Origin of the sequence: Saccharobesus litoralis (assembly GCF_003063625.1) — a bacterium.
Classification (GTDB): domain Bacteria; phylum Pseudomonadota; class Gammaproteobacteria; order Enterobacterales; family Alteromonadaceae; genus Saccharobesus; species Saccharobesus litoralis.
Genome location: NZ_CP026604.1, coordinates 4,942,794 through 4,966,862, shown reverse-complemented (window position 1 = coordinate 4,966,862; position 24,069 = coordinate 4,942,794). Strand labels below are relative to the sequence as shown.

Below are 24,069 nucleotides of genomic sequence, written 5' to 3'. Positions count from 1 at the left end.
GGCTTAATCATAAAACATGTGTTGGACGAATGAATTCAACCCTACAAAGTAGGCGAGCATTTATGCCAATGTCATTAAGTTAAGCCTTTGCCTAGTTAGGCCGCTTATAATTCATATGATGCTTGGCTCCCAATTTAACGTTTCTAACAAAAGAGCGGCCTGGTCTGATAGCGTTGGTATGCCGGAGCATTTTAGATATTAGTTTGTTTATCTTCAACGTGATGTCTTTTAGTTGAAGTAGCACAATTATGTTTTGCTTCATTACACTAAGGGCCGCTGTGAAGTTGATTTGATAGCGCCGCTTGCGATGCGCTAACGTTTCATCAATCGTACTCTGCGCTTCGTTGACGAAAAGGCTGGTGATATTTTTACTTAAGACTTTTGCATAGAAATCTTGCTCGATAGCGACCTGTGACTTCCCAGAGAATTGCTCGATTTGAAGTCGACTTTTCATGATTTTGTAATCTTCTTCAACACCCCAACGCTTGTGATATAAGGGTTGAAATTCTTCATAAGGCAATCTGTCTTCATCGACTGACGTCATTAACACCTCCGTTTCACCACTTGATAGTGGCACTCTGACTAATCTCACCTTGAGCGGTGCTATTGATACCCCCAGCTCCTTACAACGCTGGATGGCAAACCGATTCGGGTGCAATTCAACCATTTCTTCTTTCTCATCAGATTGAATGAAGTTTTGAACTTGAGTGTTATAGTTGGAAAGCGTCCGCATGCAGAAATCGACACCGATATGACGATGATAAGCAAACATATAGAACGCTGGGTAACCTCTATCATAGATAACCAAATCACCTTGCTGAGTATGCGGTAAATGTGACAGCGCCATCGTGCGTTCATCTGTGTGATGTCCCTCAATACACGCGTCAATCGTCATTCGATGACTGATATCGTAGAGCTGAGACAGGCGGGCTAAGGGTCTCTTTCGACTTTCATCTGTTGGATTGTAATGGGCTTTCAGTTCCTTTGTTGCAGGGAGATTGACAGTTGAACCATCAACAGCGAGTAAGCGAAACCCATGCCACCGTTGACGGCAATGTTGACTATATTGGTTAACTAACACGCGGTTTAATTCAACGAACACCGAGGGGTCGAGCTTTTTTCTTGCTTGCGTGAAAGCCGAAGCGGTTACGTGAGAATAAGTACCATTGATTTGCTCAATGATATCAAAAAAGTTATCGAGCTCTTGTGCAGCAGAGCCTTTTACAAAATTCAGCAGAAAAGAGACAAGGTGACTGAAGGTTAACGAACGATTACGAGTAAAATCTTTAGGAGAAGACTTATAACGAGCAATAAACTCAGGGTTGTTTATCAGATTGGCTATATTTTGAACAATTTTCTTGCGGGATAAGTGTCATTAGATCAACCGTTTTTTTCAAAAAAATCATCGAATTATTAAGCACTTATTTTACCATATTTTTGCCCCCAGCATTCACCTTTTCTTAAATTAACGTTGGTTAGCGCTGAGCTTGCGAAGCCCAATCGACTAAAAATCCGACTAAAAATCGTTAACTTAATGGCATTGGCATTTATGCTTGCGAACTTGCCAAATATACGCCCTGACAATATGCGTACATTTCGTTCTTCCTCACCTAATTTGGCAGTGGCAACTAAGGCTTAATCATAAAACATGTGTTGGACGAATAAATTCAACCCTACAAGGTTGGTGATCATTTATGCTTGCATGTACAAAAGACTGACTTATGTTCAAGTAAGCAAGCACACATAGCCCAAGATTAAATATCCACCCTTATGTTTTTCTAGCTTTATCCACTTTTGTGAGTTGTTAAACACTTTTCGCAAAAGTGCTGGTGAAAATATGACATATATCTATGCTTTACTGCTGATGGCAATTTCACAATTTGCTATTTCCACAAGCACAAACCATAACACATTGTTTTCATATACCAGAAAGGAACAAGGGTAGCAGTCATGAAAATCCTTTACTATCTGCGCTGGCTGACAGCGTTAAGCTTATTTGTTATTTCTACACAACCAGTTGTCGCTTTTGACTATGATATTGTCTATGTCAAACAACCTCGTAAAGGCGATAATGAACATATAGTTTGGCCTGAGGTGTTTCACCCAGGGCGAATGGAGCCTAACAGCGATTTAGTTTTATTACGTGCCGATGGCACTGAAGAAACCCTAATCGACACCGAATTTGGTGCAGTGACCGACCCTTTTGTATCATTTGATGGTCAATGGGTATATTACAGTTACTTTCCCGATGTAAGAAAAGAAGCGTTGAATTTTCAACGATCTTACTTACCTAAGATGGGTTCGGATATTTATCGTATTCATTTACAAAGCCGAGAAATTGAACGGTTAACTTTTCAAGAATTTACTCCCAATACGGGTATTGCCAATTGGGATGAGTCTAACCCGCTAAACCCCAGTAGTGAGTACAACCGACTCGGCTACGGTATTTTAAATACCGGTCCAGCTCCTTTGCCAGGTGGCAAAATTGTTTTTACCAGTAACCGTAACGGTTATAAACCAACTAAAGGCTATACCAGCCCAACCATGCAAATGTTTGTTATGGACGAAGATGGTAGTAATGTTGAAGCTATTTCGCCTATGACTTTAGGTTCAGCGTTACATCCCACCCCCATGCTAGATGGCCGTATTATGTTTAGTACTTATGAAAGCCAAGGCTTACGTGATGCGCGTAATTGGGGAATTTGGTCGATTCAACCAGATGGCCGAAAATGGGAGCCTGTTGTAAGCTCATTTAAAGCGTTTAGCGCGTTCCACTTTATGACCCAGTTGTCTGATGGCTCATTGGTGGTTGAAGATTACTATAACTTGAATAATTTTGGTTTTGGCGCCTTGTATCGAATTCCGGTTAAAGCCGCAGGAGAGCCGGCATTTCACAATGCTTATCGAGATGATAACCCAACAATAGCTATGGGTAGCGGCGTGTCTACGGGGTTTAAAATGCCATTCACGCCAAAAGGTATGTACTCGGTAACCCCATTATCGACAGCAAGCGATAATGCGGCGGATGCGGGAACGGGTAAGTATACTCATCCTTCAGCCGCTCCCAATAATGATTTGCTGGTTGTGTGGTCTGGAGGCCCTGTTAATAAACTTAACCGTCCAACGCCATGGCCTGCGGTTGATTCAGGTATTTATGTGATCCGCTCCGGCGCGCCAGTTACTGAAATGGGGCAGTTAGAGTTAATTAAAAATGACCCTAATTTTAATGAAGTCTGGCCGCGAGCTGTTGTCAGTTACCAACAAATTTATGGTGTACCTGAACCACAACAATTAGACTGGCTACCCAATGATGGCAGTTTAAACGCCGCATTGCCAGAAGGCACACCCTATGGTTTGATTGGCTCTAGCTCATTTTATAAGCGAGAAACTTACCCAGGCTTTACCCGTGGCACCAACCATTGGGATGGACTAGATGTTTTTAATACTAGCCAAAATAACAGTACAAGCAATTGGTTTACTCAAGGAGCAGATGCGGGTAAATATAGCGACAGTGATATTTGGGCGGTACGCATTCTGGCGATGGAGCCAAACTCTGACAAGGGCTATGGCCCGAAAAGTCACCATAGAAACGATACTTTCTTTTACAACCACGCAAACGAGAAATTAAGAATACTTGGCGAAATACCATTAAGAAAATTTAACGCCGATGGTTCGCCTGTGTTGGATCCTGAAGGTAACCCAGACACCAGTTTTCTTGCAAAAATACCAGCAGATACGCCGTTTACTTTTCAAACTATAGATAAAAATGGTGCCACTTTAAACATGGCGCAAACTTGGCATCAGGTACGACCAGGCGAAGTCCGGAATGACTGTGGTGGGTGCCATGCTCACAGCCAACAGCCATTAAAATTCGAAAATACCGCAGCTGCGCAACCTGATTACCAAATATGGGATTTAACTCAAACAACACCACTTATTAGCCAAAATGAAGCCGGTGAAGCGAGTGTTAATCAGGTAGAGCAAGCGGTCGTTAATGTTGAATTTTTTAAAGATATTCGACCTATTCTTGAACAGAAATGTGCTAGTTGCCATAGTCAAGACAATGAAAACCCGCCTGCGAACTTGGTATTGGATAATCATGAATTAGTTGATCGAACCCATAAAGTGGCGTTGCCTAACGACTTCATGCGTTTGTGTGATGATCAAAAAGCGGAGCTTGGTGGCTACCCCGCCCTTATCAGTAACAAAACGTATCGGCAAACGAATGCGAGTCGTTATGTTAGAAAATTTCAGAGTCGCCGCAGCTTACTGGTTTGGAAAGTTTTTGGTCAGCGTATGGACGGCTGGCATAACGATGATCATCCCACGGCATCCATTCCGGGTGATGCTAGTAGTTTACCAACCGGCGCATCAGCTAATAGTGCCGATCTCGATTATGTCGGTAGTATCATGCCAATACCTAATAGCGGTGTTGAACCTTTAACCATGGATGAAAAAATGACATTTGCTCGCTGGATCGATTTGGGTTGTGCAATTAATACCGCCAGTTACAACGACAGGCTTGGTATGGGTTGGTATGCAGATGATGTGAAACCGACCTTGACCATGGCCAGCCCTAGAGCGGGTGAAAATGGTCGCGTGAGTAAAATACAGCTTGGCATGGCTGACGCTTATACAGGGATCAATATCAACACCTTTTCTGTAACCGCTGATATTGAAATTGACGGCCAACCGGCAGGAACTGAATTAAGTGGATTATTCAGTGAGAATGACGGTGTTTATACCTACAACCTGACGCAAGCAATGCCTAGCGGTTTGCAAGGCACAATCACCGCTGAGGTTAAAGATAATCAAGGTAATGTTAGCCGAGTAGCACGTAAATTTACTGCTGGTCCTTTGCCAATCCCTGATTCCGATGGTGATGGTGTCTTTGATAGTCATGATAATTGCCTTGATATTGAAAATCCGCAACAAATTGATACGGATAACGATGGCTTAGGCGATGCCTGTGATGCAGATGATGACAATGACAATTATTTAGATGGCGACGAGGTCTTATCAGGTAGTGATCCGTTAATCGCGAGTTCGGTACCGATTGATCATGATGGCGATTTTATCCCAGATATGGTGGACGACGATGATGATAATGATCAATTGTCTGATCAACAAGAAATGCAATTGGGGACGAATCCTTATCAAACTGACAGCGACTTTGATGGCGTTTCTGATTTTGATGAAGTGCAAAACGGCACCAATCCTATATTTTACACTGCAAGAACCTTGGATATAGACGGTGACGGTTTAGCCCAAGATCAAGTCGATGGCGTGCTGATTATGCGCTATTTGAGCGGCGTTCGCGGAGACGCCTTGATCACAGGTTTAGTTAACGCGCAATCTACCCGCCGCACAGCAGAAGAAATTGAAAGCTACTTAGAAAAACTCATGCCTTAATTGGTGAATACTAAAGTGCGTTGACAATCAGGTTTGCAGGTTGACACCTGCAAACCTGATTTTTTTGGCGAGCATTTATGCTTGCAAAGCTTGACGAGCCATAGCAAGAATAAAAATCTCACAGTAGAACCTTTAATTTTCTTTATTGGCTAATAAATGCAGGATCCGCAGAAAAGCTTCCACTGCCTCTAAAGACGCGGTTTCTGCCATGGTATGATAGCCTGTTGTGGGTATTTGAATTGTGGTTCCGTCAACCATACCTTGAGAAGCCATCACAATACGTCCTAATTCAGTACTACCTAAAGATTGAGGTGCACTACCTTGAGCGACTAAGTTTTTATTTATGGCTTCTAAATAAATATCTTTGTGCAGGTATCGGATATTTTCCTGACGACAAATATCCTCAATGATTGACGTTGCCTCACTATTAAATACGGCATTCGCATCTTTATTACGTAAGACAACCAGCTGATTGTTTGTCGTCTTAATGTCAGGAAAAGGGCTAGTATCAACAACAAATAACCGATTGGTTGAGCCACCAAAGCGTCTAAACCATTCCAGTAAATAACGCCAACTTTTTCCCGCTTCTTCTTGGGCTGTAAAAAATGCCGTGCCTTCAAAACCTAGGGCAAACATATGCACCAGTGCCGCTGCAGATAACACATTATCCAATTGACCATAAAACCGGCCATCGTGTATTTTAAGTTTGTCTTCAAACGCTATAGGCGTGCCGGCGACGACACTTTCAAGACCATCAACTTCAAAAATAAGATTGTTTCTGTACTCACAAATATAAGAATTTTTGATTACACCAGCACCGCGATACGATCCAGACCAAGGCTCGTAAGCGTAAACCGCCTCTGAGTTAAATCGTTCTGTTACCTTTGTCATTAATTCTTCAGAGACTGAGTTATTGAGTAAATCCGTTTTATTTGCTGCAATAAATGCCGCAAATTGAAATTCGTTAGGGCCTGTGCAGATAAGCCCATGCCTATCTATATGGGCTGAAAACATAGTGCTAAATGGTTTCTTACCTTGAGCCACTAACACTCCTTCATACCAAGTAACAGAAGCGCCACGTTCTTCTAGCTCACGCTGAAGGACTCTAAAAAACGAATGTTCAGCCCCCACAACACTTGGACTACGAATTAAGGTTTTTAATAAATCAATAAACTCGTTATTTAGCATTTACTTTTTAAATTTCAATTTTAACTTTAATGCCTGATGGTATACGCAATAGAGGGTAATTGTCTCTCAATTTCAACCCTGCATTTTTATTTTTGGTTTGGTTTTTGCTTTATCTCTATTTAGATAGGAACACCACACAAGACACCCAATGTCGGGAGAGTCTGTCGTTAAGCCAAACCTACAGATCGCGAAATAAGCCAAGGAGGCAAAAACATGTTGATGAGTTGTTAATTAACTCATGAGATTTGTAGATTGTTTTTCGACACTCTTACTTTTGGGTAAGAGAGAAGTTTAGCCAATGTTAAAAAAATTAGTTATTGTTGGTAACGGCATGGTTACCGGTCGCTTTTTAGACGAATTACAAAGTCGTAATCACGAGCAATATCAAGTGACGGTTGTCAGTGCAGAGCCGCATGGTAGCTATAATCGCATTATGTTGTCTTCTGTTTTGTCGAATGAAGCGTCGGTTGAAACCATTATCCAGAAAGATCAAGATTGGTATTCGCACCATAATGTGACATTGCACTTAGGTGACGCCGTTACGCATATTGATCGCCAGCACAAAACCATCACAACCGCCAAAGGGCGAACAATCGAATATGATCACCTAGTCATCGCTACGGGCGCACGCTCAGCTAAAATTCCAGCCAAAAAACTCGACTTAGATAATATTTTTCCGTTTCGTACCATTGCCGATACGCAAAAAATGATCAACCAAGCCAAACAAGCACAAAAGGCAATTGTGGTTGGTGGTGGCTTTTTGGGGCTCGAAGCCGCATGGGGATTAGCCAATAATGGAGTTGAAGTCACATTGGTGCATCGTGGTAAGTGGTTGTTGAATCGTCAACTGGATAAAACCGCGGCTGATATGTTGCAAGCCAATTTAGAATCCCGTGGCTTAAGCTTTTGCTTAGGCAATGAAGTTGACTCCTTTATTGGCGAGCAGCAAGTACAAGGTGCGCGCCTAAAAGATGGCCAACAATTAGATTGCGATATGGCAATTGTCGCGACAGGGATCACCCCTAACGCTGAAATTGGTTTGCAAGCTGGCTTACAAGGCCAACGCGCAATCAATGTAGATTCGTTCATGTTGACTTCTGATACCAGTATTAGCGCAATGGGTGAATGTGTTGAATTTCAAGGCCAGACATTTGGTTTGGTCGATCCGCTGTGGCGTCATGCTAAAACGCTAGCGCAGCGTTTGTGCCAAAGCGATGGTGATGTAGAGCCTTTTGTTAACGCGCCAATCGCCACTAAGCTTAAAATTTCAGGTATCAATCTTTATTCTGCAGGACTTGTTGCCGCTAGTCACGATAATCAGCATGAAGTGATAATTAAAGACGCCAAGCAGAATATATATCGCAAACTGATTATTGAATCAGGCAAAATCAAAGGCATCGTTTTGTTTGGCGATGTGCGCTCCGGTGCTTGGTATTTTGATTTACTGCAACAGCAGCAAGATGTAACCGCTTTATTACCCAATATATTGTTTGGCCAAGAATATGCCAGCGCGGCATAAATCGTTTTTTAAATGGTAATTTTTCATGACAGTTATTTTTTCCACCTCAGACATCGACACCATTAAAACGCAAAACACCACATGCCCATATTGCGGTGTGGGGTGCGGGGTAAAGGCCACCATAAAAAACAACAAATTAGTGGCAGTAGAGGGTCGTCAAGATCACCCAGCAAACCAAGGGCGGTTATGCGTTAAAGGCTCATCGTTACATGAAACGGCAAACTTACAAAATCGCTTGCTAAGCCCGAAAATTAATGGCCAAACTCGTACATGGCACGAAGCTTTACAGCATGTTGCAGACGGCTTTAAACAAATCATAGCTGAGCATGGCCCTAATTCAGTGGCTTTTTACTTGTCTGGTCAGCTGTTGACCGAAGACTATTATGTTGCCAATAAACTGGCAAAAGGTTTTTTGGGTACAGCCAATATTGATACTAACTCACGCTTGTGTATGGCGTCGGCTGTAGTCGCGCATAAACGTGCATTTGGTGCCGATGCGGTACCAGGCACATATGAAGATATAGACAGCACAGATGCGGTATTTTTTGTCGGCTCTAATGCGGCTTATGCCCATCCTATTGTTTTTCAGCGTATAAACAAAGCCAAGCAAGAGCGCGACATTAAAATTGTCGTGATTGATCCGCGGCGTACGGCAACTTGTGACATTGCTGATCTCCACTTGCCATTAAAACCCGGCACGGATGCGTATTTTTACAACGGTTTACTGACGTTTTTGGTCGATCAAGATTATTTGGATAAGACCTTTATTGCGCAACATACTCAAGGTTTCGCGCAAAGTATCGCCGCGGCAAGGCAACAAGCACCGGATATAGCAACCGTAGCTAACATTTGTGATTTACCCGAGGCAGATGTGCGCGCGGCTTATGAAATTTTTGCCAACAACTCAAAAGTGGTTTCTTTGTTCTCGCAAGGTATTAACCAGTCTTCGTCAGGTGTTGATAAAGGCAATGCCATTATCAATTGTCATTTAGCGACAGGTAAAATTGGTCGCGAAGGTGCAGCGCCGTTTTCTATCACGGGTCAACCGAATGCCATGGGGGGGCGAGAGGTGGGCGGTTTAGCTAACCAGTTGGCTGCTCACATGAGTTTTAACGACAGTGATATAGACCGCCTTGCAACCTTTTGGCAGGCCAGCAATATGGCCCGGCAAGAGGGTTTAAAAGCGGTCGACCTATTTGATGCAATTGATCGTGGCCAAGTTAAAGCTGTATGGATAATGGGGACTAATCCGGTTGTTAGTATGCCGAATGCTGACAAAGTTAAACGCGCATTGCAAAAATGTCAGCTAGTGGTGGTGAGTGATTGTAACGATAATACAGATACCGGTAACTTAGCCGATGTATTGCTACCGGCTTCAACTTGGGGCGAAAAATCGGGAACGGTTACCAACTCTGATCGCACCATTAGTCGTCAACAACCGTTTTTTGCCGCACCGGGTGAAGCCAAAAATGATTGGCAAATTATTTGTGATTTTGCCAAATACATGGGTTTTGAGCAGGCGTTTGATTTTAATCATCCCTACCAAATTTTTGCTGAGCATGCGGCCTTGTCAGGGTATCAGCGCCAACAAAGTTACAATCGCGCGTTTGATATTTCTTATTTTGCGAATATCAGCCAAGCTGAGTATGAAAACTTAAAACCAGTGCAATGGCCGGTTAATCAAGCCAATCCGCAAGGTTCGCGTCGTTTGTTTAGCGATGGTCAGTTTTATACCGCCAATGGTAAAGCGCAATTTGTGCCAATTACCGCCCGCTTGCCATCGGAACAAGCGAGGCCAAATGAATTTGTGATGAATACAGGGCGGATCCGCGATCAATGGCATACCATGGCTCGTACCGGCAAAGTGGCACGCTTACTCACTCATATTGCAGAGCCTTTTGTGCAGATCAACCCGCAAGATGCCGCGCGATTAAATATTGCAGAAAATGATTTGGTTGAGTGCCAAAATCAAGGCAGTACTTATTTAGGGCGCGCAAGATTAACCGAAGATCAACGAGTGGGTGATGTATTTATCCCTATGCATTGGAATGATGCATTTGCCGCTCATAGTCGGGTAGGGGCTTTAGTTTTAGATAATGTCGACCCTTTGTGTGGTCAGCCCGAGTTTAAACACAGCCCAGCGCGTGTCAGAAAATTTGAAGTTAACTATCACGGTTTTATTGTTACACGTGATGCTAATTTTCAACCTGACAGCCAATACTGGGCTAAAGTCTCAGTAGATAAAGGCGCTTGTTATCCTTTTGCTGATCAAGCGGCAGCGCAGGATTGGCCTGTATGGTTACAACAAACCTTTCCCGAAATTAATGATTGGGTAGATATGCATGATCCAAGCAATGCTGGTTATCGAGCATTGGGCTTTATTGATGGGCAATTACAAGTCGCGTTTGTGGTTGCCGCCTCAACATTCACCTTACCTACATTTGCCTGGTTAAGTGGCTTGTTAGGTGAAACACCAGAGCCATTAGAGCGATTTACTTGGTTAGCCGGTCAACCAGGAGATGACTCAGCCTCGCCAGGCGCTATTGTCTGTTCTTGTTTTCAAATTGGTGAAAACCAGATCAAGGCAGCCGTTGCCGAAGGTGCCGATACGCCGGAAAAATTGGGTAAGGTACTTAAATGCGGCACAAACTGCGGCTCGTGTATTCCTGAGCTATCGGGGCTAATTGCTAAGCTCTTGTAGGGTGGGGTTCACCCCCACCAAAACGTATGTTTTCTGCTTGATGTGGCTTCCCTGTATTGAGCTTTGGGCATTGATTTAATTATTGATCACCAATTCTCAAGGTAAGTCTGCAATAGATCTATGATAAACGCATCAATATCTACTCGATGAAAACTACCGTCTTCGCGCTGTAGTAGCTCTAACTGCTCATCACTTAATAATAACTCATTAAATGGAGCCGTTGTACCGTCTTTAAATTTTGTAGGTAAATAACCGCCATTTTTCAATACGGGGATAGCTAAGGCCAAAGAGACATTTAAAGAAGGTTGATAGTAGATAAATTCATCAAGGGTTAGCAAATTTAATTGATAGCTAAACTTTTCATACAGACTTTGCACAAAGTCTCTATTATCGACATGGTTAGTTAAGCTCGCTTGCTCTGATAGCAGAGCGCCCAGCAGAATCTTTTTAATATGATCACTCTCATTACCGTCAATCGGTGAAGTTAAATATTGCTCTAGTAAAAAGCTTTCTGCGTCAGACTCTTCCAGTAAATACGCCAATGCATTGCAATACCGCTTGAAGGCACTAAGAAACCCAGAAAACTCGTCGTAAGCCAGTATGTTTGCAAACATAGGGTGATCTGCGGCTAATTGCAGCAAGGCTTGTTGATCAAGCAGGGGTAAAATATCTTCCGGCACGCTTGAAACATATACCATTCCTTTAGTCGATAGTAATGCCCATGTGTCTAACCCCGGACGAATAGGATATTGGTAGCTGCCAGTGTCGTAATAATCTAATGCAGCTTGCTCCATCAGCCCTGTGATGAGTTCTAAACTCTCTTGGTTATACTCTCGTAAAATTTCTCGATTATCTTGCACTTCTTCTTTTTTTGTATCGTCCTGCGCTCTAGGGTCATCAATAGCTGGAGAGCTTGAACCACAACTGGCGCAGAGCAAGAGAGCAGAGAAGATTAATAACGGTTTTAGCATAGATTGTAGTCCTTCATAAAAAGAAAAATAGGGAAATAAAATATTTCCCTATTAACTGGTTTAGCGGTTATTCGCGGTGAATTAATATGCTTTTCTAACCAATTGCAGACTAATACCTGGAATATAAGAGGTGCTATTCGAGGTTTCTAGCGTATACGGCGTATATAGATAGTGGTGATAGGCAATCGGCCAAGAACCCCACTTAGATAAAACGCCAATTACACCATTGTTATATGAATAAACCGGCCCCGAGTGCTGTAACTGACCATTTTCATAATATTCAATGTTATCGCGATAAGCTAAGCTACCATCGGTTACGACATTATAGCTACCGTCTTGCCAGTAGGCACTTGGATCATTCATCCAGTACGGGTTAGCTGGATTAAACCAGTAGAATGCGAAAGAGTGACAGTTATATAAAGATGAAGCATCTTCAATTAGTTGCGCATAAGGCCATGAATCCAAAAAGCTCTGGTTATAAGCAGCTACCTGCGATGATGTTAACGGTGCTCGCTCTAGTACCGTGACAGATGTGCCCATAGGCGTTGATACCGTTGCTGCAATTACCGAAACATTGAGCAATAATGCTGAGATCATCGCTAGATATTTAGAGGTTTTAATTAGGTTTTTCATTATTTACCTTCCTTGATGTTATTTGCGTTTTTCTTACCAATCTTAGCTAACCATCTTAGGTATTGTTTGTAGGTCAACTGAACTTTTCCGTCTGCACCTTTCTTCGCATCTTTAGGAAGTAGCTGATCGGCGATTTGCGCATATTCGCTATTCGCCTTAGCACCTAAATAGCCATTTTGGGTAAGGGCTTTTTTAAGGAATACTTCAGAGGCTTTTAGATCATGCGGCATATAGTCATCGTTGTTAGCCAATTTTTTCTCTAATTTAGCGGCAAATTTAGTTAACAAACGGTGATCTTTACTTGCAACTTCAAAGATCTCAGGATGGCTTAATGCCAACTCTAAGAGACTTTGTTTAAACGCTTTGCTCTTTCTCAACTTTTGACCTGGTACAGGCTTATCGACGTTTGTTTCAGAGTACTTCTTAACTAATACGTCGGTATTATCCTGACGTTTAACCAGCTCGGCCATTACGTTCGATTTGCCCGAGGTCTTTGAAAATCCTTCCTCTATTGAGTTGTATGCCAACATATTACTGGCATTTGGATTTTCTTGTAGAAGCTCAACAAGTTGCTCGGTCGAAATTACAGATAACACTTCTTCAGGCACAGTGCTTACTTGCACACGCTGGCTTAAGCTTAACTTGCCCCAAAGCTCATCACCAGGTGCAATGGGGAAGTTGTATTCGCCCGTCAGGTAATAATCTTCTAACGCTTTAGCCATGATTTGCTCGAATTCTGCCGTATCAAGACCACGCATATACTCAGGAAGACTACTGTGTTCCGTAATTTCGCCAGCGTCATTGATCTTAATTTCGCCATTAAGTTCGTATTTTTTCGCATTATTCACCTGTGCGGCCGATTGGTCAAAATTAGCCAATTTATTATTGTCCGCATTCGCTCCTAGCGAAACGAGTAACACAGATAATGCGACGGTATTTAATTTTAATTTCATACAAAATGTCCGTATTGATTATTATTTGAATAATGTTTTATCTAAAAATAAAACAAGCCAACTAATTACTACTTATTATTTTGGTTGATTGTTAACAGTATATGAAATTGCTTATTGGGTGTAAATATTTTTTTAAGGGGCTTTTGGTGGTAAAAGAACGACGGGTCAGGTCTTTACTCGTGCGTTATGTGTAAATTGATCTAAACTTGGGTGTTATTAGGATTATCATCAATAAAAGGATTTCACTATGGCTAGGCCGCTGCGTATAGAATTTGAGGGCGCGTTGTATCATGTAACGTCAAGGGGGAACGCCCGTCAAGACATCTACCTCGAATCGCAAGATTACCTGTTGTTTCTTGATACACTTGGCGATGTTTGTAAACGTTACAATTGGCTAATTCATGCTTATTGTTTAATGACTAATCACTATCATTTAGTGGTAGAAACGCCAGAAGGAAACCTATCGTTAGGTATGCGTCAACTCAACGGCGTTTACACCCAAAGATTTAATCGAAAACGGGGGCGCAGCGGTCATGTGTTTCAAGGTCGCTTCAAAAGTATATTGGTTGATTCAGATACTTACTATAAAACCCTTATACGATATGTTATTCAAAATCCACTTCGCGCAAAAATGGTAAATCAAGTCAGTCAATATAATTGGAGTAGTTATCCAGTTATGGTTGGTAGGTGTAATAGCCCAGACTGGTTAGTGAGAAAAACTGTATTAGCGCGTTTTGCTAAATCCGAAGCGAAAGCGATTGAGCTGTTTAAGCAATATGTAGAGCAAAAATCAGAAGCTGATTTTTGGCAAGCTATTACGCATCAGATATTTTTGGGCGATGAAACATTTGCCAAGCGTTATTTACCCAGCGAAAATGACCTACCCGTAATTGATGAAATACCTAATGTTCAGCAAAGAAGGCAAGCAGAGTCGCTAGCGTACTATCAAAAAACGTTCCCCAAAAGAAGTGAGGCGATAGTTGTAGCATATCGAAGTGGCGGTTATACGCAGAAGAAAATAGCGGACTACTTTGGATTGCATTACACCACAGTGAGCAGAATAATAAAGAAGGCTGATAATGCGTGATGCATAATGCAAAGGTAAAGACCTGACCCCGTTGGTTTGCAAGAGTAAAGACCTGACCCCGTTGGCTACGAAGCGAAAGCGATTGTGCTGTTTAAGCAATATGTAGAGCAAAAATCAGAAGCTGATTTTTGGCAAGCTATTACGCATCAGATATTTTTGGGCGATGAAACATTTGCCAAGCGTTATTTACCCAGCGAAAATGACCTCCCCGTAATTGATGAAATACCTAATGTTCAGCAAAGAAGGCAAGCAGAGTCGTTAGCGTATTATCAAAAAACGTTCCCCAAAAGAAGTGAGGCGATAGTTGCGGCGTATCGAAGTGGCGGTTATACGCAGAAGAAAATAGCGGACTACTTTGGGTTGCATTACACCACAGTGAGCAGAATAATAAAGAAGGCTGATAATGCGTGATGCAAAGGTAAAGACCTGACCCCGTTGACTGGACCCCGTTGGTTTGACCCCGTTGGTTCTGACCCCGTTGGTTCCGTTGGTTCCTGAATATCAGAACGATAGTGCATTCAAAATAGAAGTGGATAACTTTAAGAAAACGGTAGATGCACTCAAAAACGCAAGTGATAATAATACACTTGAGTACAAAGTGGTGCATCAGCAGTTTGACAAACAAAAGAATAGTGTGCCTAACGCTACAATAAAAGTGACTAATTATGACCAAAGTGCGCAAGGTAATTAAACATGATCAATTCTCATTTTCCCTATAAAAAACCTAAAGTTATGTATGAGATAGCGATGGAGGACTATAGTGGAACATGGAAATCAAGATATCCTAAAAACTACATAAAAGGCCAAGGTGCAAACAATGGTGCTTTTAGCAGTAGTGAAGATTTCTACGAATATTTTAGTTCATGCTTTATAGCAAATGAGCACAATGATTCAGTGAAGTTTTTAAAGTTATCGCATCAATTGTGCCAAACCTATTACTACTTGGCGTTAAATCAAGGGAGTGAATATACCTTTTATATTGATGGCGCTAATTTTAATGCTGTAGGTAAAAAAACATTCAAATCTACTAGCGTTAAACCTTGGAGTCAGGCATTGGCATTGGCCATGATGGCGCGCGATAAAGCTGCGATTGATAATTTATGCCAATACAAGGTGGAGAACTTTTTTCACCCGCAAGTAGAGTTTTTGCCATTTCATACCGCGTTTTGTAATTTCTTTAAAGGCGTATTCGATGCAGAGGCTGACCTTAAAGTGTTGTTGGCTGAGGTAATGCGTTTATCTGAACCAGACTTAATACCAGCACGTAGGCAGTCTTACATTTATCATGTTTGTATGCCGTTTATTAATGTATTGCTGGCGATTTTATATGGTCACGAAGGTGAATATCATAAGCGTTTAACTAAAGCACTTGCTGATAGTCGTAAACACTTTGGTGATAAACAACGCGAACAATTAGCTGAAGGTTGGGTGCCACCGTTTTTATGCGCAGCTGCGGTATTAGCCTATGATAAACATGGCTTTAAAATGCCTGAACCCAATGCTTATATTCCAGAGTGGCTAGCCTATGGTGATTTTGATTACAGTGACTTTAATCCCGTGGTTAACATCGTTCCACCAGCCGAAGCTTATGTTGATAAACCCATTTATATAGAAAAAGACGTAAGCTTTGAGCTAAAAAGTGACACCAACAGAAAACGCACTGCATTAGCCAAAGCTGCTAAGCAATTTTTAAAAGACAATGAATTGCCAAGCGAAGAATTTGCTATCGACTTTTTAGGTGAAGACGGTTATCTAGCGGCGTATTCGCTGCGCCCAATAACGATAAAACACTTTGACGATTGGTTACCTGATATCAAGCAAAAGTGGCAACAGAAAATGTCAGAAGTTATGGGTGATAACCCCGATACTCAAGTTGTAATCAAATAACCTGTAGGGTGGTTTAGCGAAGTATGAGCGTAAGCCACCATTGTTCAGGTTTTGCTTCGTTACTTTATCAACTGACTTAACGTATCAACCGGCTTGTACCATCCGGCTTACGCGCCAACGGCGCTAAACCGGTCTACGAACGTATAATAATTGACAGCATTGGAATTAAATGAAAGGAATGGACGTGAGGTTGTTGCATAGTCTTGGTTTTATTATTTGTGTTTTGTCTTTCTCTGCTTTTGCGGGGACAAGCATCATAATTTAAAGGTTGACGTGTGCCGAGCAACTGCGTGGTTTTGTAGGTCTGGTAAGCCAGAGGCGCACCTGACAATCCATTGGTAGAAGACTTATATTCAAAAACGTTAGATGCGCCTTTGGCTTATCTAACCTACACCTTACCCCAATAACATTCTATCAATCGGCCTACGTCATGTTTACAGCAGCCGTTGCCATCTGTGGCGTAGGTTTGACGCCGGACTTCTTCTATCGACATGGCGCCGTTGGCAATGGCATTGATAATGTCTATTTTTATCACCTCGTTGCACACACATAAATTGGCGTTTAAATCACGAGTGAGTATTTCGGGTAGTTTCTCTATTGGTTTTTCGTTGCTGGTCATTATTAAATTATCAATTGCACTAGGGTGAGGGGAGCCGCTAGTGGTTATTGTCTCAACTGTTTGCCTGCTTGTCATGCGTAATTGGCAAAGCTTGCTTAACGCAGGCTTTTTGCATTACATGACAAAGGCTTCTCTAAAGAACTTGTTTAAATCGACTTTAAATTGCTCTGGTTTAACGCTGGCTTCTATTGCGTCGTTTTCGATTTTAGCTAAGTCGAGATCTTTTGGCTCAGTATAGTGCTGGTGTTTAGCGTGATAAAACACTTTGACTCGTGGTTTAAGTGGGTTGAGCTTGTTGGATTTAGTAACAATGGCTAGCTTGCCACTGGTCAGTTTGACGACTGTTCCCACTGGGTGAATACCGACACATTGGATAAAGCTATTGAGTAGTTTTTCATCTAATTCATCCGGCACCATGTTTTTCATAAATTTAAAGGCGGCGGCGGGTGTCATGCCTTTTTTATAAACACGATCGGCGGTCATGGCATCATAGATGTCGACTATGGTTATCATTTTTCCCCATTGGCTAATTTCGTCGCCTTTTAACCCTTTCGGGTAACCTGTCCCGTTGAGCTTTTCATGATGCTCAGCAGCAACTTGCACCGAAACAGCGGACAAGCCTTGAGTATTTTGCAGTATTTCTAAACTGTGCGTGGCATGGGTTTTAATGACTTCAAATTCTTCTGGGGTTAACTTGCCTGGTTTATTGAGAATTTCATCAGGAATTTTCACTTTACCAATATCGTGTAAAAAAGCGCCTGTTGCCAGGTCTTGAATTAATTGCGGCTCCAGTTGTAAATGCTTGGCAAAAATACTCATTAAAATGGAAACGTTTAATGAGTGCTCCATGAGGTATTGGTCTTTTTCGCGAATACGCGTCATGCAGGCTAGGGCATCTTGATTACGAAAAATTGAGTCTATGCAATTTTTGGTAATTTCTTTGACTGGCTCAACGTCTATGGCTCGACCGGCTGCGATATCTTCAAAGGCTTTTTGTTGCAGATTTTTCGCTTCGTTGTATAAACGATCGGCGCGCTGTATTTCGTGTTCGAATGTGGTGTGTTTAATTTTTTGCTTTGGCTCTGTCGGTTCTTCTTTGGTTTGAGCTTGCTCTATGGTTTTAGAGGGATCAATGGCGACAGTTAGGATCCCTTTGGCTTTGAGTTGCCTAATCGCGGCCTCACTTTTCACCCAACCTTTGGTTTTAACTTTAAAACTGCCTTTTGTTTCCACTACATCGACAACATACATGCCTGCTTTAAGATTATCGATAGATAAGGTTTCCAACATGGGTTTTTCTTGGCCTTTTATAGAAATAAAATAATCGGGTTAAACAAGCGGTACTCTTTCCATTTAATTTTGATTAGTTGAAGCTCAAAGTTGAGGCCCGCTTAAAGTGCCTAATTTTGCTGCCACGACAAAGGTGGTAATTCTAAAGCTATGTCGCAGCTGGAAACCAAATCGATAGCTGCTCCGCCGCTATCGTCGAAATAAATTTCGACCTACATGGATGTAGGGAATGCCGTTGAGTGTCTGCAACAGCGTACTGCACCTATATTGTTTGGTTTTTCTCACTAGCTCAGAGCTTTCAACTGATCATGTCTTTCTGGAAAAGGTAGTCGTTTTCTACCGACCTAACTAAATAGTAATGTGTAATGGAGACACTATTTAACTTTAGCAAATTATCTTAAGGATTAAAGTATAGCGATAAAAAAAGACGGCTAATGCCGTCTTTTTATGTTTATGGCTTAGCAGAGCAAGCTATGCACGCCAAGCTGGGATTTTCGCTTCATATGCAGTGATATCTTGCTCAAATTGCAAGGTATAACCGATAGAGTCTAAGCCCTTGACTAATAGCTCTTTGTGAAAAGCATTAATCTCAAATGAGTACGCTTTACCGCCAGCTTTAACTTGCTGGTTAGGTAAGTCGATTTCGAATTGAGTTTGGCTATCTTCGGCGACTAAGGCAAACAACTCATTCATTTCGCTGTCAGTTAATTTAACTGGCAAAATTTGGTTGTTCATGCAGTTACCGTAAAAAATATCAGCAAAGCTAGTGGCAATAACAACATCTAAGCCGAAGTCTTTGATAGCCCATGGCGCGTGTTCACGGCTTGAGCCACAACCAAAGTTTTCGCGCGACAATAATATATTAGCGCCTGCGTGCTCTGGTTTGTTCAATTCAAAATCTGGGTTAGGTTGCGTACCTTCCAAATCTAAATAACGCCAGTCGTGGAATAAGTGAACACCAAAGCCAGTTTTTTCAACTTTTTGTAAAAACTGTTTAGGAATGATGGCATCGGTATCGACGTTAGCGCGATCTAAAGGAGCGGCTTTACCTTTGATAATTGTAATACCTGGCATTATTTGTTCTCCAATAAAGTTCTAACATCCACAAAGTGACCGGTAACGGCAGCGGCAGCGGCCATTTCAGGGCTAACTAAGTGCGTACGACCACCACGACCTTGGCGACCTTCAAAGTTACGGTTAGAGGTTGATGCACAACGCTCGCCTTCACCTAATCTGTCGTCGTTCATGGCTAAGCACATTGAACAACCCGGTAAGCGCCATTCGAAACCTGCCGCTTCAAATACTTTATCTAAGCCTTCTTCTTCTGCTTGTTGTTTAACTTGGCCTGAACCCGGTACAACAATCGCTTGAACACCTGCAGCAACTTGACGACCTTTGGCTACTTTAGCAGCAGCACGCATATCTTCGATACGGCTGTTGGTACAAGAACCAATAAAGACTTTATCTACCGATAAATCAGTTAAATTAGAACCCGCTGCAACATTCATATAAGCCAAAGCTTTTTCTGCTGACGCGCGTTCAACTGCGTTATCAATATTGGCTGGCACAGGAACAGGCTCATTAACGCCGATTACTTGACCTGGGTTTGTCCCCCAAGTGACCTGTGGTTGGATATCTTCCGCTTTTAAGCTAACGGTAATATCAAACTCAGCGCCTTCATCTGTTTGTAATTCGTTTAACCAGTAATCAACCGCAGCATCCCAATCGGCACCTTTTGGTGATAACTCACGACCTTTTAAGTAGTCAACCGTGGTTTGGTCTGGTGCGACTAAACCGGCTTTTGCACCTGCTTCGATACTCATGTTACAAATGGTCATACGCTCTTCCATGGTTGTCGCTTCTATTGCACTTCCACAGTATTCAATTACGTGACCGGTGGCGCCGTCCATACCGATTTTGCCGATAATGGCTAAGATGATGTCTTTAGCGGTAACCCCAAAACCTAAAGTGCCGTTCACTTCGACCTTCATGGTTTTGTATTTGTTTTGTTTTAATGTTTGGGTAGCTAACACGTGTTCAACTTCAGAGGTACCAATACCAAACGCTAATGCACCAAAAGCACCGTGAGTTGCGGTATGTGAATCACCACAAACAATAGTGGTGCCCGGCAAGGTAAAGCCTAATTCAGGGCCCATTACATGCACGATACCTTGCTTGATATTACCAATGCCGTGTAATTCAACGCCAAACTCTTCACAGTTTTTCTGTAAGGTTTGCATTTGAATTTTTGCTTGTGGACCCGCAGCGTCGATGGCTAACGATTGGGTTGATACGTTGTGATCCATTGTCGCTAAGGTTTTTTTCACTTGGCGAACAGGACGACCGGCAACGCGCAAGCCTGAAAAGGCTTGTGGTGAAGTCACTTCGTGAACTAACTGGCGGTCAATATAAATTAACGGCGCTTCGCCTTCTTCGGCGCGAACGATGTGATCTTCGTAGATCTTGTCGTATAAAGTTTTTGCCATTTTGTTCTCCATGGCTCAGAACAATTGATGCTTGAGCAAAATTTTCTTTTGTAGGTTGGACAGAAGAATGAAGCCCAACCCATTCGAGCAGAATTAAATTAATGATGCGATATAACTGCCAACTTCGGCGGTTGATTTCGCTTGGTCTTTTTTGTCAGCCGGCAATAATTCCGCTGTTACATGACCATCTTCTAATGTTTTCACAACAGCCGCTTCAATTGCATCAGCTGCTTTATCTTGATTAAAGCTAAAGCGTAGCATCATGGCTGCCGACAGAATTTGCGCGATAGGGTTAGCAATACCTTGACCCGCGATATCTGGTGCTGAACCACCGGCTGGTTCGTACATACCAAAGCCTTGTTCGTTAATTGAAGCTGATGGTAATAAGCCCATTGAACCTGTGATCATGGCACATTCGTCAGAGATAATGTCACCAAACAGGTTTGAACATAGCATAACGTCAAATTGCGCAGGGTAGCGGATCAACTGCATGGTCGCGTTGTCGATATAAATGTGTTCTAACGTGACATCTGGGAAATCTTTAGCGACTTCTTCAACTACTTCACGCCATAATACTGAGGCTTGCAATACATTTGCTTTATCAACTGACGTCACTTTGTTGCCACGCTTTTGCGCTGCTTCAAAGGCGATTTTCGCGATACGACGAATTTCACGACGTGAATAGCGCATAGTATCGTAGGCGTTTAACTCTTCACCTTCGCCTTCACGGCCTTTTGGCGTACCAAAGTAAATACCGGAAGTTAACTCACGAACAACCAGGGTATCGAAACCTGATTTGGCGATGTCTTCACGCAATGGCGAAAGCGCTTCTAAACCTTTGTAGATACGAGCAGGGCGTAGGTTTGAAAATAAATCAAAGTGACCACGCAGGCCAAGTAAGGCCGCACGCTCTGGTTGCTCAGCAGGAGGTAAGCCTTCCCACTTTGGACCGCCGATAGAGCCGAATAAAATCGCATCTGCTTCTTCACAACCTTTTACGGTTGATTCTGGTAATGCTTTGCCGTGGTTATCAATGGCGATACCACCGACATCATATTCAGTTGTCTCTAGGGTTAAATCAAATTTTGCTGATACCGCGTTTAATACTTTTAACGCTTCTGCCATAACTTCTGGGCCGATACCGTCTCCCGGTAATACAGCAAACTTTAAATTTTCAGCCATTTAACTGTCCTTTCTACAATTGGTTTAGTGCGGTTTTCCGCATATTCGTTTAATCGGCGCTGGTCAGTGACGACAAGAGCCAGTTGTTCAAAGAGGTTGAGTTCATATAGTCTTCTCGCTCAGGCTTTATGGTTCATTGTCAGCGCTTACTCTCGACTTTGGCTCCTGCGTCGTCCTACTACCTAAATCCCTTTAGGCAGCCCCAATCACATAATAGAGCATATGCTCATGGGGTCTCGAAGCTTGACGGCTTCCCCCTAAAACCTGATCGCTTTGACTATACCAAACACCATCATTATTTATTTAGCGTTTTGTTTTTCTTGCTTCTTCTGCTCAACCTGATCGGCGCGATAGGTTAAGTTAAGTACGTGCAATAAGGCTTCGGCTGATGCTTCGACTATGTCGGTCGATAAGCCAAAACCGTGGTAACGCTGGCCTTTATAAGTGGCGATAATATTGGCGTGTGCTTGCGCGTCTTCCCCGCCTGTTTTGGTGCCTAACTTATAATCGACAATCTCTAATTGTATGTTTGCCGCGTTAAGAATAGCGCGGTAGCTCGCATCTACTGGACCATTGCCGTTTGCCGCTTGCTCGACTTCTTTGTCGCCAATTTGCATTAATACGCCAGCAGTCGCGGTTTTTGGCGTGCCTGATACCGCATTTAAATGTAGTATTTTGTAATATTGCTCTTCTTCTTGTTGCTGTTTGAAGTACAACAAGGCTTCTAAGTCGTAATCAAATACTTGACCTTTGCGATCAGCTAACGCTAAGAAACTTTCATATAAACTGTCCATATCATAGTCAGCTTCAGTGTAGCCTAACTCTGACATGCGATGTTTAATGACATGACGGCCACTGCGTGATGTCATGTTTAAGTTATTTTCGCTTTTGCCTATGCTTTGTGGAGTAATGATCTCGTAGGTGTTTTTATTCTTTAACACGCCATCTTGGTGAATACCAGACGAGTGACTAAAGGCGTTAGCTCCAACGATTGCTTTGTTGCTTTGCACTGGCATATTACAAAGTTGGCTAACTAAACGCGACGTGCGGTAAATTTCTTGAGTATTGATACCCACACCGACATTGGTGATGTCTTTACGAGTATTTAAGATCATCGCTACTTCTTCTAACGAACAGTTACCCGCGCGTTCGCCAATACCGTTTATGGTACATTCAATTTGACGAGCACCGGCTTGTACTGCCGCGATAGAGTTAGCAACTGCTAAGCCTAAATCATTATGACAATGGACTGAGATAACCGCTTTATCTATATTCGGTACGCGATTAAATAAGTTAGTAATAATGCCGCCAAATTCACTTGGAATGGTGTAGCCCACAGTATCAGGTATGTTAACTGTCGTTGCACCAGCATCAATTGCGGCTTCTACCATGCGACATAAGTTGTCGATTGGCGTACGGCCAGCATCTTCACAAGAAAACTCGACATCGTCAGTATAGCGGCGTGCATGTTTGACTGCGTTAACACCCATGGCTAATACGTCATCAAAACTGCGACGTAATTTAGATTCAACATGCACGGTAGATGTTGAAATAAAAGTATGAATACGGAAACGCTCAGCTACGCTTAATGATTCGCCACAAGCATCGATATCTTTGGCGACCGCTCGCGCTAAACCACACACCACGGAATTTTTTACATTTTCGGCTATGGTGCGCACTGACTCAAAATCACCCGGACTAGAGACAGGGAAGCCCGCTTCCATTACGTCTACGCCTAGTCGCTCCAATGCCAATGCAATTTGTAATTTTTCACGAACCGATAAACTGGCGGCTAACGCTTGTTCACCATCACGTAATGTAGTGTCGAAAATGATGACTTGGTCTGACATAGGAAACTCCTTAGTTGCAGCGGTTAAAATTCAAATTTAGCTTTACTGGGTTGTCGTTAACTAAAGTGCCACTGCGGGAAATACAAAAAACCCGCGCTCGTGGCACGGGTTTTTGTTTCGATTTCAGAAGTGAGTTTTATACGAAACAAGCTACCCGTGCTCTTTTCAGAGACAGGCTGAGCAGTAAGCTGTATAAAACGAATGAATTCACGAAATAAAGTCCGAAATCAAAAGAATCTAATATTGCCGTATTTTTGTTGTTTCTACACCTTAAGTCAAACACTATTTTAA

The 24,069-nt window shown here is 42.5% G+C and carries 18 protein-coding genes; 7 read left to right on the top strand and 11 right to left on the bottom strand.

Annotation, left to right across the window (positions count from 1 at the left end; genetic code table 11):
- Positions 1 to 91: 91 nt before the first annotated feature.
- Positions 92 to 1,330: an IS4 family transposase gene (locus tag C2869_RS18725; RefSeq protein WP_228710816.1), complete on the bottom strand. Its 1,239-nt coding sequence runs from the start codon at positions 1,328 to 1,330 to the stop codon at positions 92 to 94.
- 620 nt (positions 1,331 to 1,950) lie between these two features.
- Between C2869_RS18725 and C2869_RS18720 the strand changes: the two genes are divergently transcribed.
- Entirely contained in the window at positions 1,951 to 5,412 is a 3,462-nt protein-coding gene (locus C2869_RS18720; protein WP_108604378.1) for an HzsA-related protein, read from the top strand.
- A gap of 132 nt (positions 5,413 to 5,544) precedes the next feature.
- Here C2869_RS18720 and C2869_RS18715 read toward each other — a convergent pair whose 3' ends face one another.
- Positions 5,545 to 6,600 (bottom strand): peptidase M42, encoded by a 1,056-nt coding sequence (locus C2869_RS18715; protein ID WP_108604377.1) that lies wholly within the window; start codon positions 6,598 to 6,600, stop codon positions 5,545 to 5,547.
- Between the two features lie 298 nt (positions 6,601 to 6,898).
- Here C2869_RS18715 and C2869_RS18710 point away from each other — a divergent pair, with 298 nt between their 5' ends.
- Entirely contained in the window at positions 6,899 to 8,119 is a 1,221-nt protein-coding gene (locus C2869_RS18710; RefSeq protein ID WP_108604376.1) for an NAD(P)/FAD-dependent oxidoreductase, read from the top strand.
- A gap of 25 nt (positions 8,120 to 8,144) precedes the next feature.
- The gene (locus C2869_RS18705; protein ID WP_108604375.1) at positions 8,145 to 10,820 is read left to right on the top strand and encodes a nitrate reductase; all 2,676 of its coding nucleotides are present in this window, start codon (positions 8,145 to 8,147) and stop codon (positions 10,818 to 10,820) included.
- An 86-nt stretch (positions 10,821 to 10,906) separates the two neighbouring features.
- Here the strand turns inward: C2869_RS18705 and C2869_RS18700 are convergent, their stop codons facing one another.
- The 3 genes from C2869_RS18700 to C2869_RS18690 all read right to left on the bottom strand — a co-directional run bounded on the left by C2869_RS18700 (position 10,907) and on the right by C2869_RS18690 (position 13,377).
- Complete coding sequence (locus C2869_RS18700) at positions 10,907 to 11,791, bottom strand: hypothetical protein (RefSeq protein ID WP_108604374.1); 885 nt, start codon at positions 11,789 to 11,791, stop codon at positions 10,907 to 10,909.
- An 81-nt stretch (positions 11,792 to 11,872) separates the two neighbouring features.
- Complete coding sequence (locus C2869_RS18695; protein ID WP_108604373.1) at positions 11,873 to 12,424, bottom strand: hypothetical protein; 552 nt, start codon at positions 12,422 to 12,424, stop codon at positions 11,873 to 11,875.
- Positions 12,424 to 13,377: a hypothetical protein gene (locus C2869_RS18690; protein ID WP_108604372.1), complete on the bottom strand. Its 954-nt coding sequence runs from the start codon at positions 13,375 to 13,377 to the stop codon at positions 12,424 to 12,426. The genes C2869_RS18695 and C2869_RS18690 overlap by 1 nt, the downstream gene beginning before the upstream one ends.
- A 247-nt stretch (positions 13,378 to 13,624) precedes the next feature.
- On the opposite strand from C2869_RS18690, the gene C2869_RS18685 reads away from it, so the two are divergent.
- The 4 genes from C2869_RS18685 (at position 13,625) to C2869_RS18670 (ending at position 16,351) form a co-directional block, all read left to right on the top strand.
- Positions 13,625 to 14,464 carry an REP-associated tyrosine transposase gene (locus tag C2869_RS18685; protein ID WP_108604371.1) on the top strand — a complete coding sequence of 280 codons (840 nt, stop codon included), beginning with the start codon at positions 13,625 to 13,627 and terminating at the stop codon, positions 14,462 to 14,464.
- Positions 14,465 to 14,548: 84 nt separating this feature from the next.
- Positions 14,549 to 14,875 carry a helix-turn-helix domain-containing protein gene (locus C2869_RS18680; protein ID WP_159084234.1) on the top strand — a complete coding sequence of 109 codons (327 nt, stop codon included), beginning with the start codon at positions 14,549 to 14,551 and terminating at the stop codon, positions 14,873 to 14,875.
- Between the two features lie 43 nt (positions 14,876 to 14,918).
- On the top strand, positions 14,919 to 15,155 hold the full coding sequence (locus C2869_RS18675) for a hypothetical protein (protein WP_108604369.1): 237 nt from the start codon (positions 14,919 to 14,921) through the stop codon (positions 15,153 to 15,155).
- A gap of 2 nt (positions 15,156 to 15,157) precedes the next feature.
- Complete coding sequence (locus C2869_RS18670) at positions 15,158 to 16,351, top strand: immunity 49 family protein (RefSeq protein ID WP_108604368.1); 1,194 nt, start codon at positions 15,158 to 15,160, stop codon at positions 16,349 to 16,351.
- A gap of 388 nt (positions 16,352 to 16,739) precedes the next feature.
- Here the strand turns inward: C2869_RS18670 and C2869_RS18665 are convergent, their stop codons facing one another.
- The 6 genes from C2869_RS18665 to leuA all read right to left on the bottom strand — a co-directional run bounded on the left by C2869_RS18665 (position 16,740) and on the right by leuA (position 23,778).
- Entirely contained in the window at positions 16,740 to 16,970 is a 231-nt protein-coding gene (locus C2869_RS18665) for a (2Fe-2S)-binding protein (RefSeq protein ID WP_108605126.1), read from the bottom strand.
- A 114-nt stretch (positions 16,971 to 17,084) separates the two neighbouring features.
- A complete protein-coding gene (locus C2869_RS18660) occupies positions 17,085 to 18,257 on the bottom strand; it encodes an HD-GYP domain-containing protein (protein WP_108605125.1) in 1,173 nt (390 codons plus the stop codon).
- 474 nt (positions 18,258 to 18,731) lie between these two features.
- Positions 18,732 to 19,334 (bottom strand): 3-isopropylmalate dehydratase small subunit, encoded by a 603-nt coding sequence (gene leuD, locus C2869_RS18655; protein WP_108604367.1) that lies wholly within the window; start codon positions 19,332 to 19,334, stop codon positions 18,732 to 18,734.
- On the bottom strand, positions 19,334 to 20,746 hold the full coding sequence (leuC, locus tag C2869_RS18650) for a 3-isopropylmalate dehydratase large subunit (protein WP_108604366.1): 1,413 nt from the start codon (positions 20,744 to 20,746) through the stop codon (positions 19,334 to 19,336). Before leuC ends, leuD begins: the two co-directional genes overlap by 1 nt.
- 93 nt (positions 20,747 to 20,839) lie before the next feature.
- On the bottom strand, positions 20,840 to 21,928 hold the full coding sequence (gene leuB / locus C2869_RS18645; RefSeq protein WP_108604365.1) for a 3-isopropylmalate dehydrogenase: 1,089 nt from the start codon (positions 21,926 to 21,928) through the stop codon (positions 20,840 to 20,842).
- A 299-nt stretch (positions 21,929 to 22,227) separates the two neighbouring features.
- A complete protein-coding gene (leuA, locus tag C2869_RS18640; RefSeq protein ID WP_108604364.1) occupies positions 22,228 to 23,778 on the bottom strand; it encodes a 2-isopropylmalate synthase in 1,551 nt (516 codons plus the stop codon).
- Positions 23,779 to 24,069: the final 291 nt, after the last annotated feature.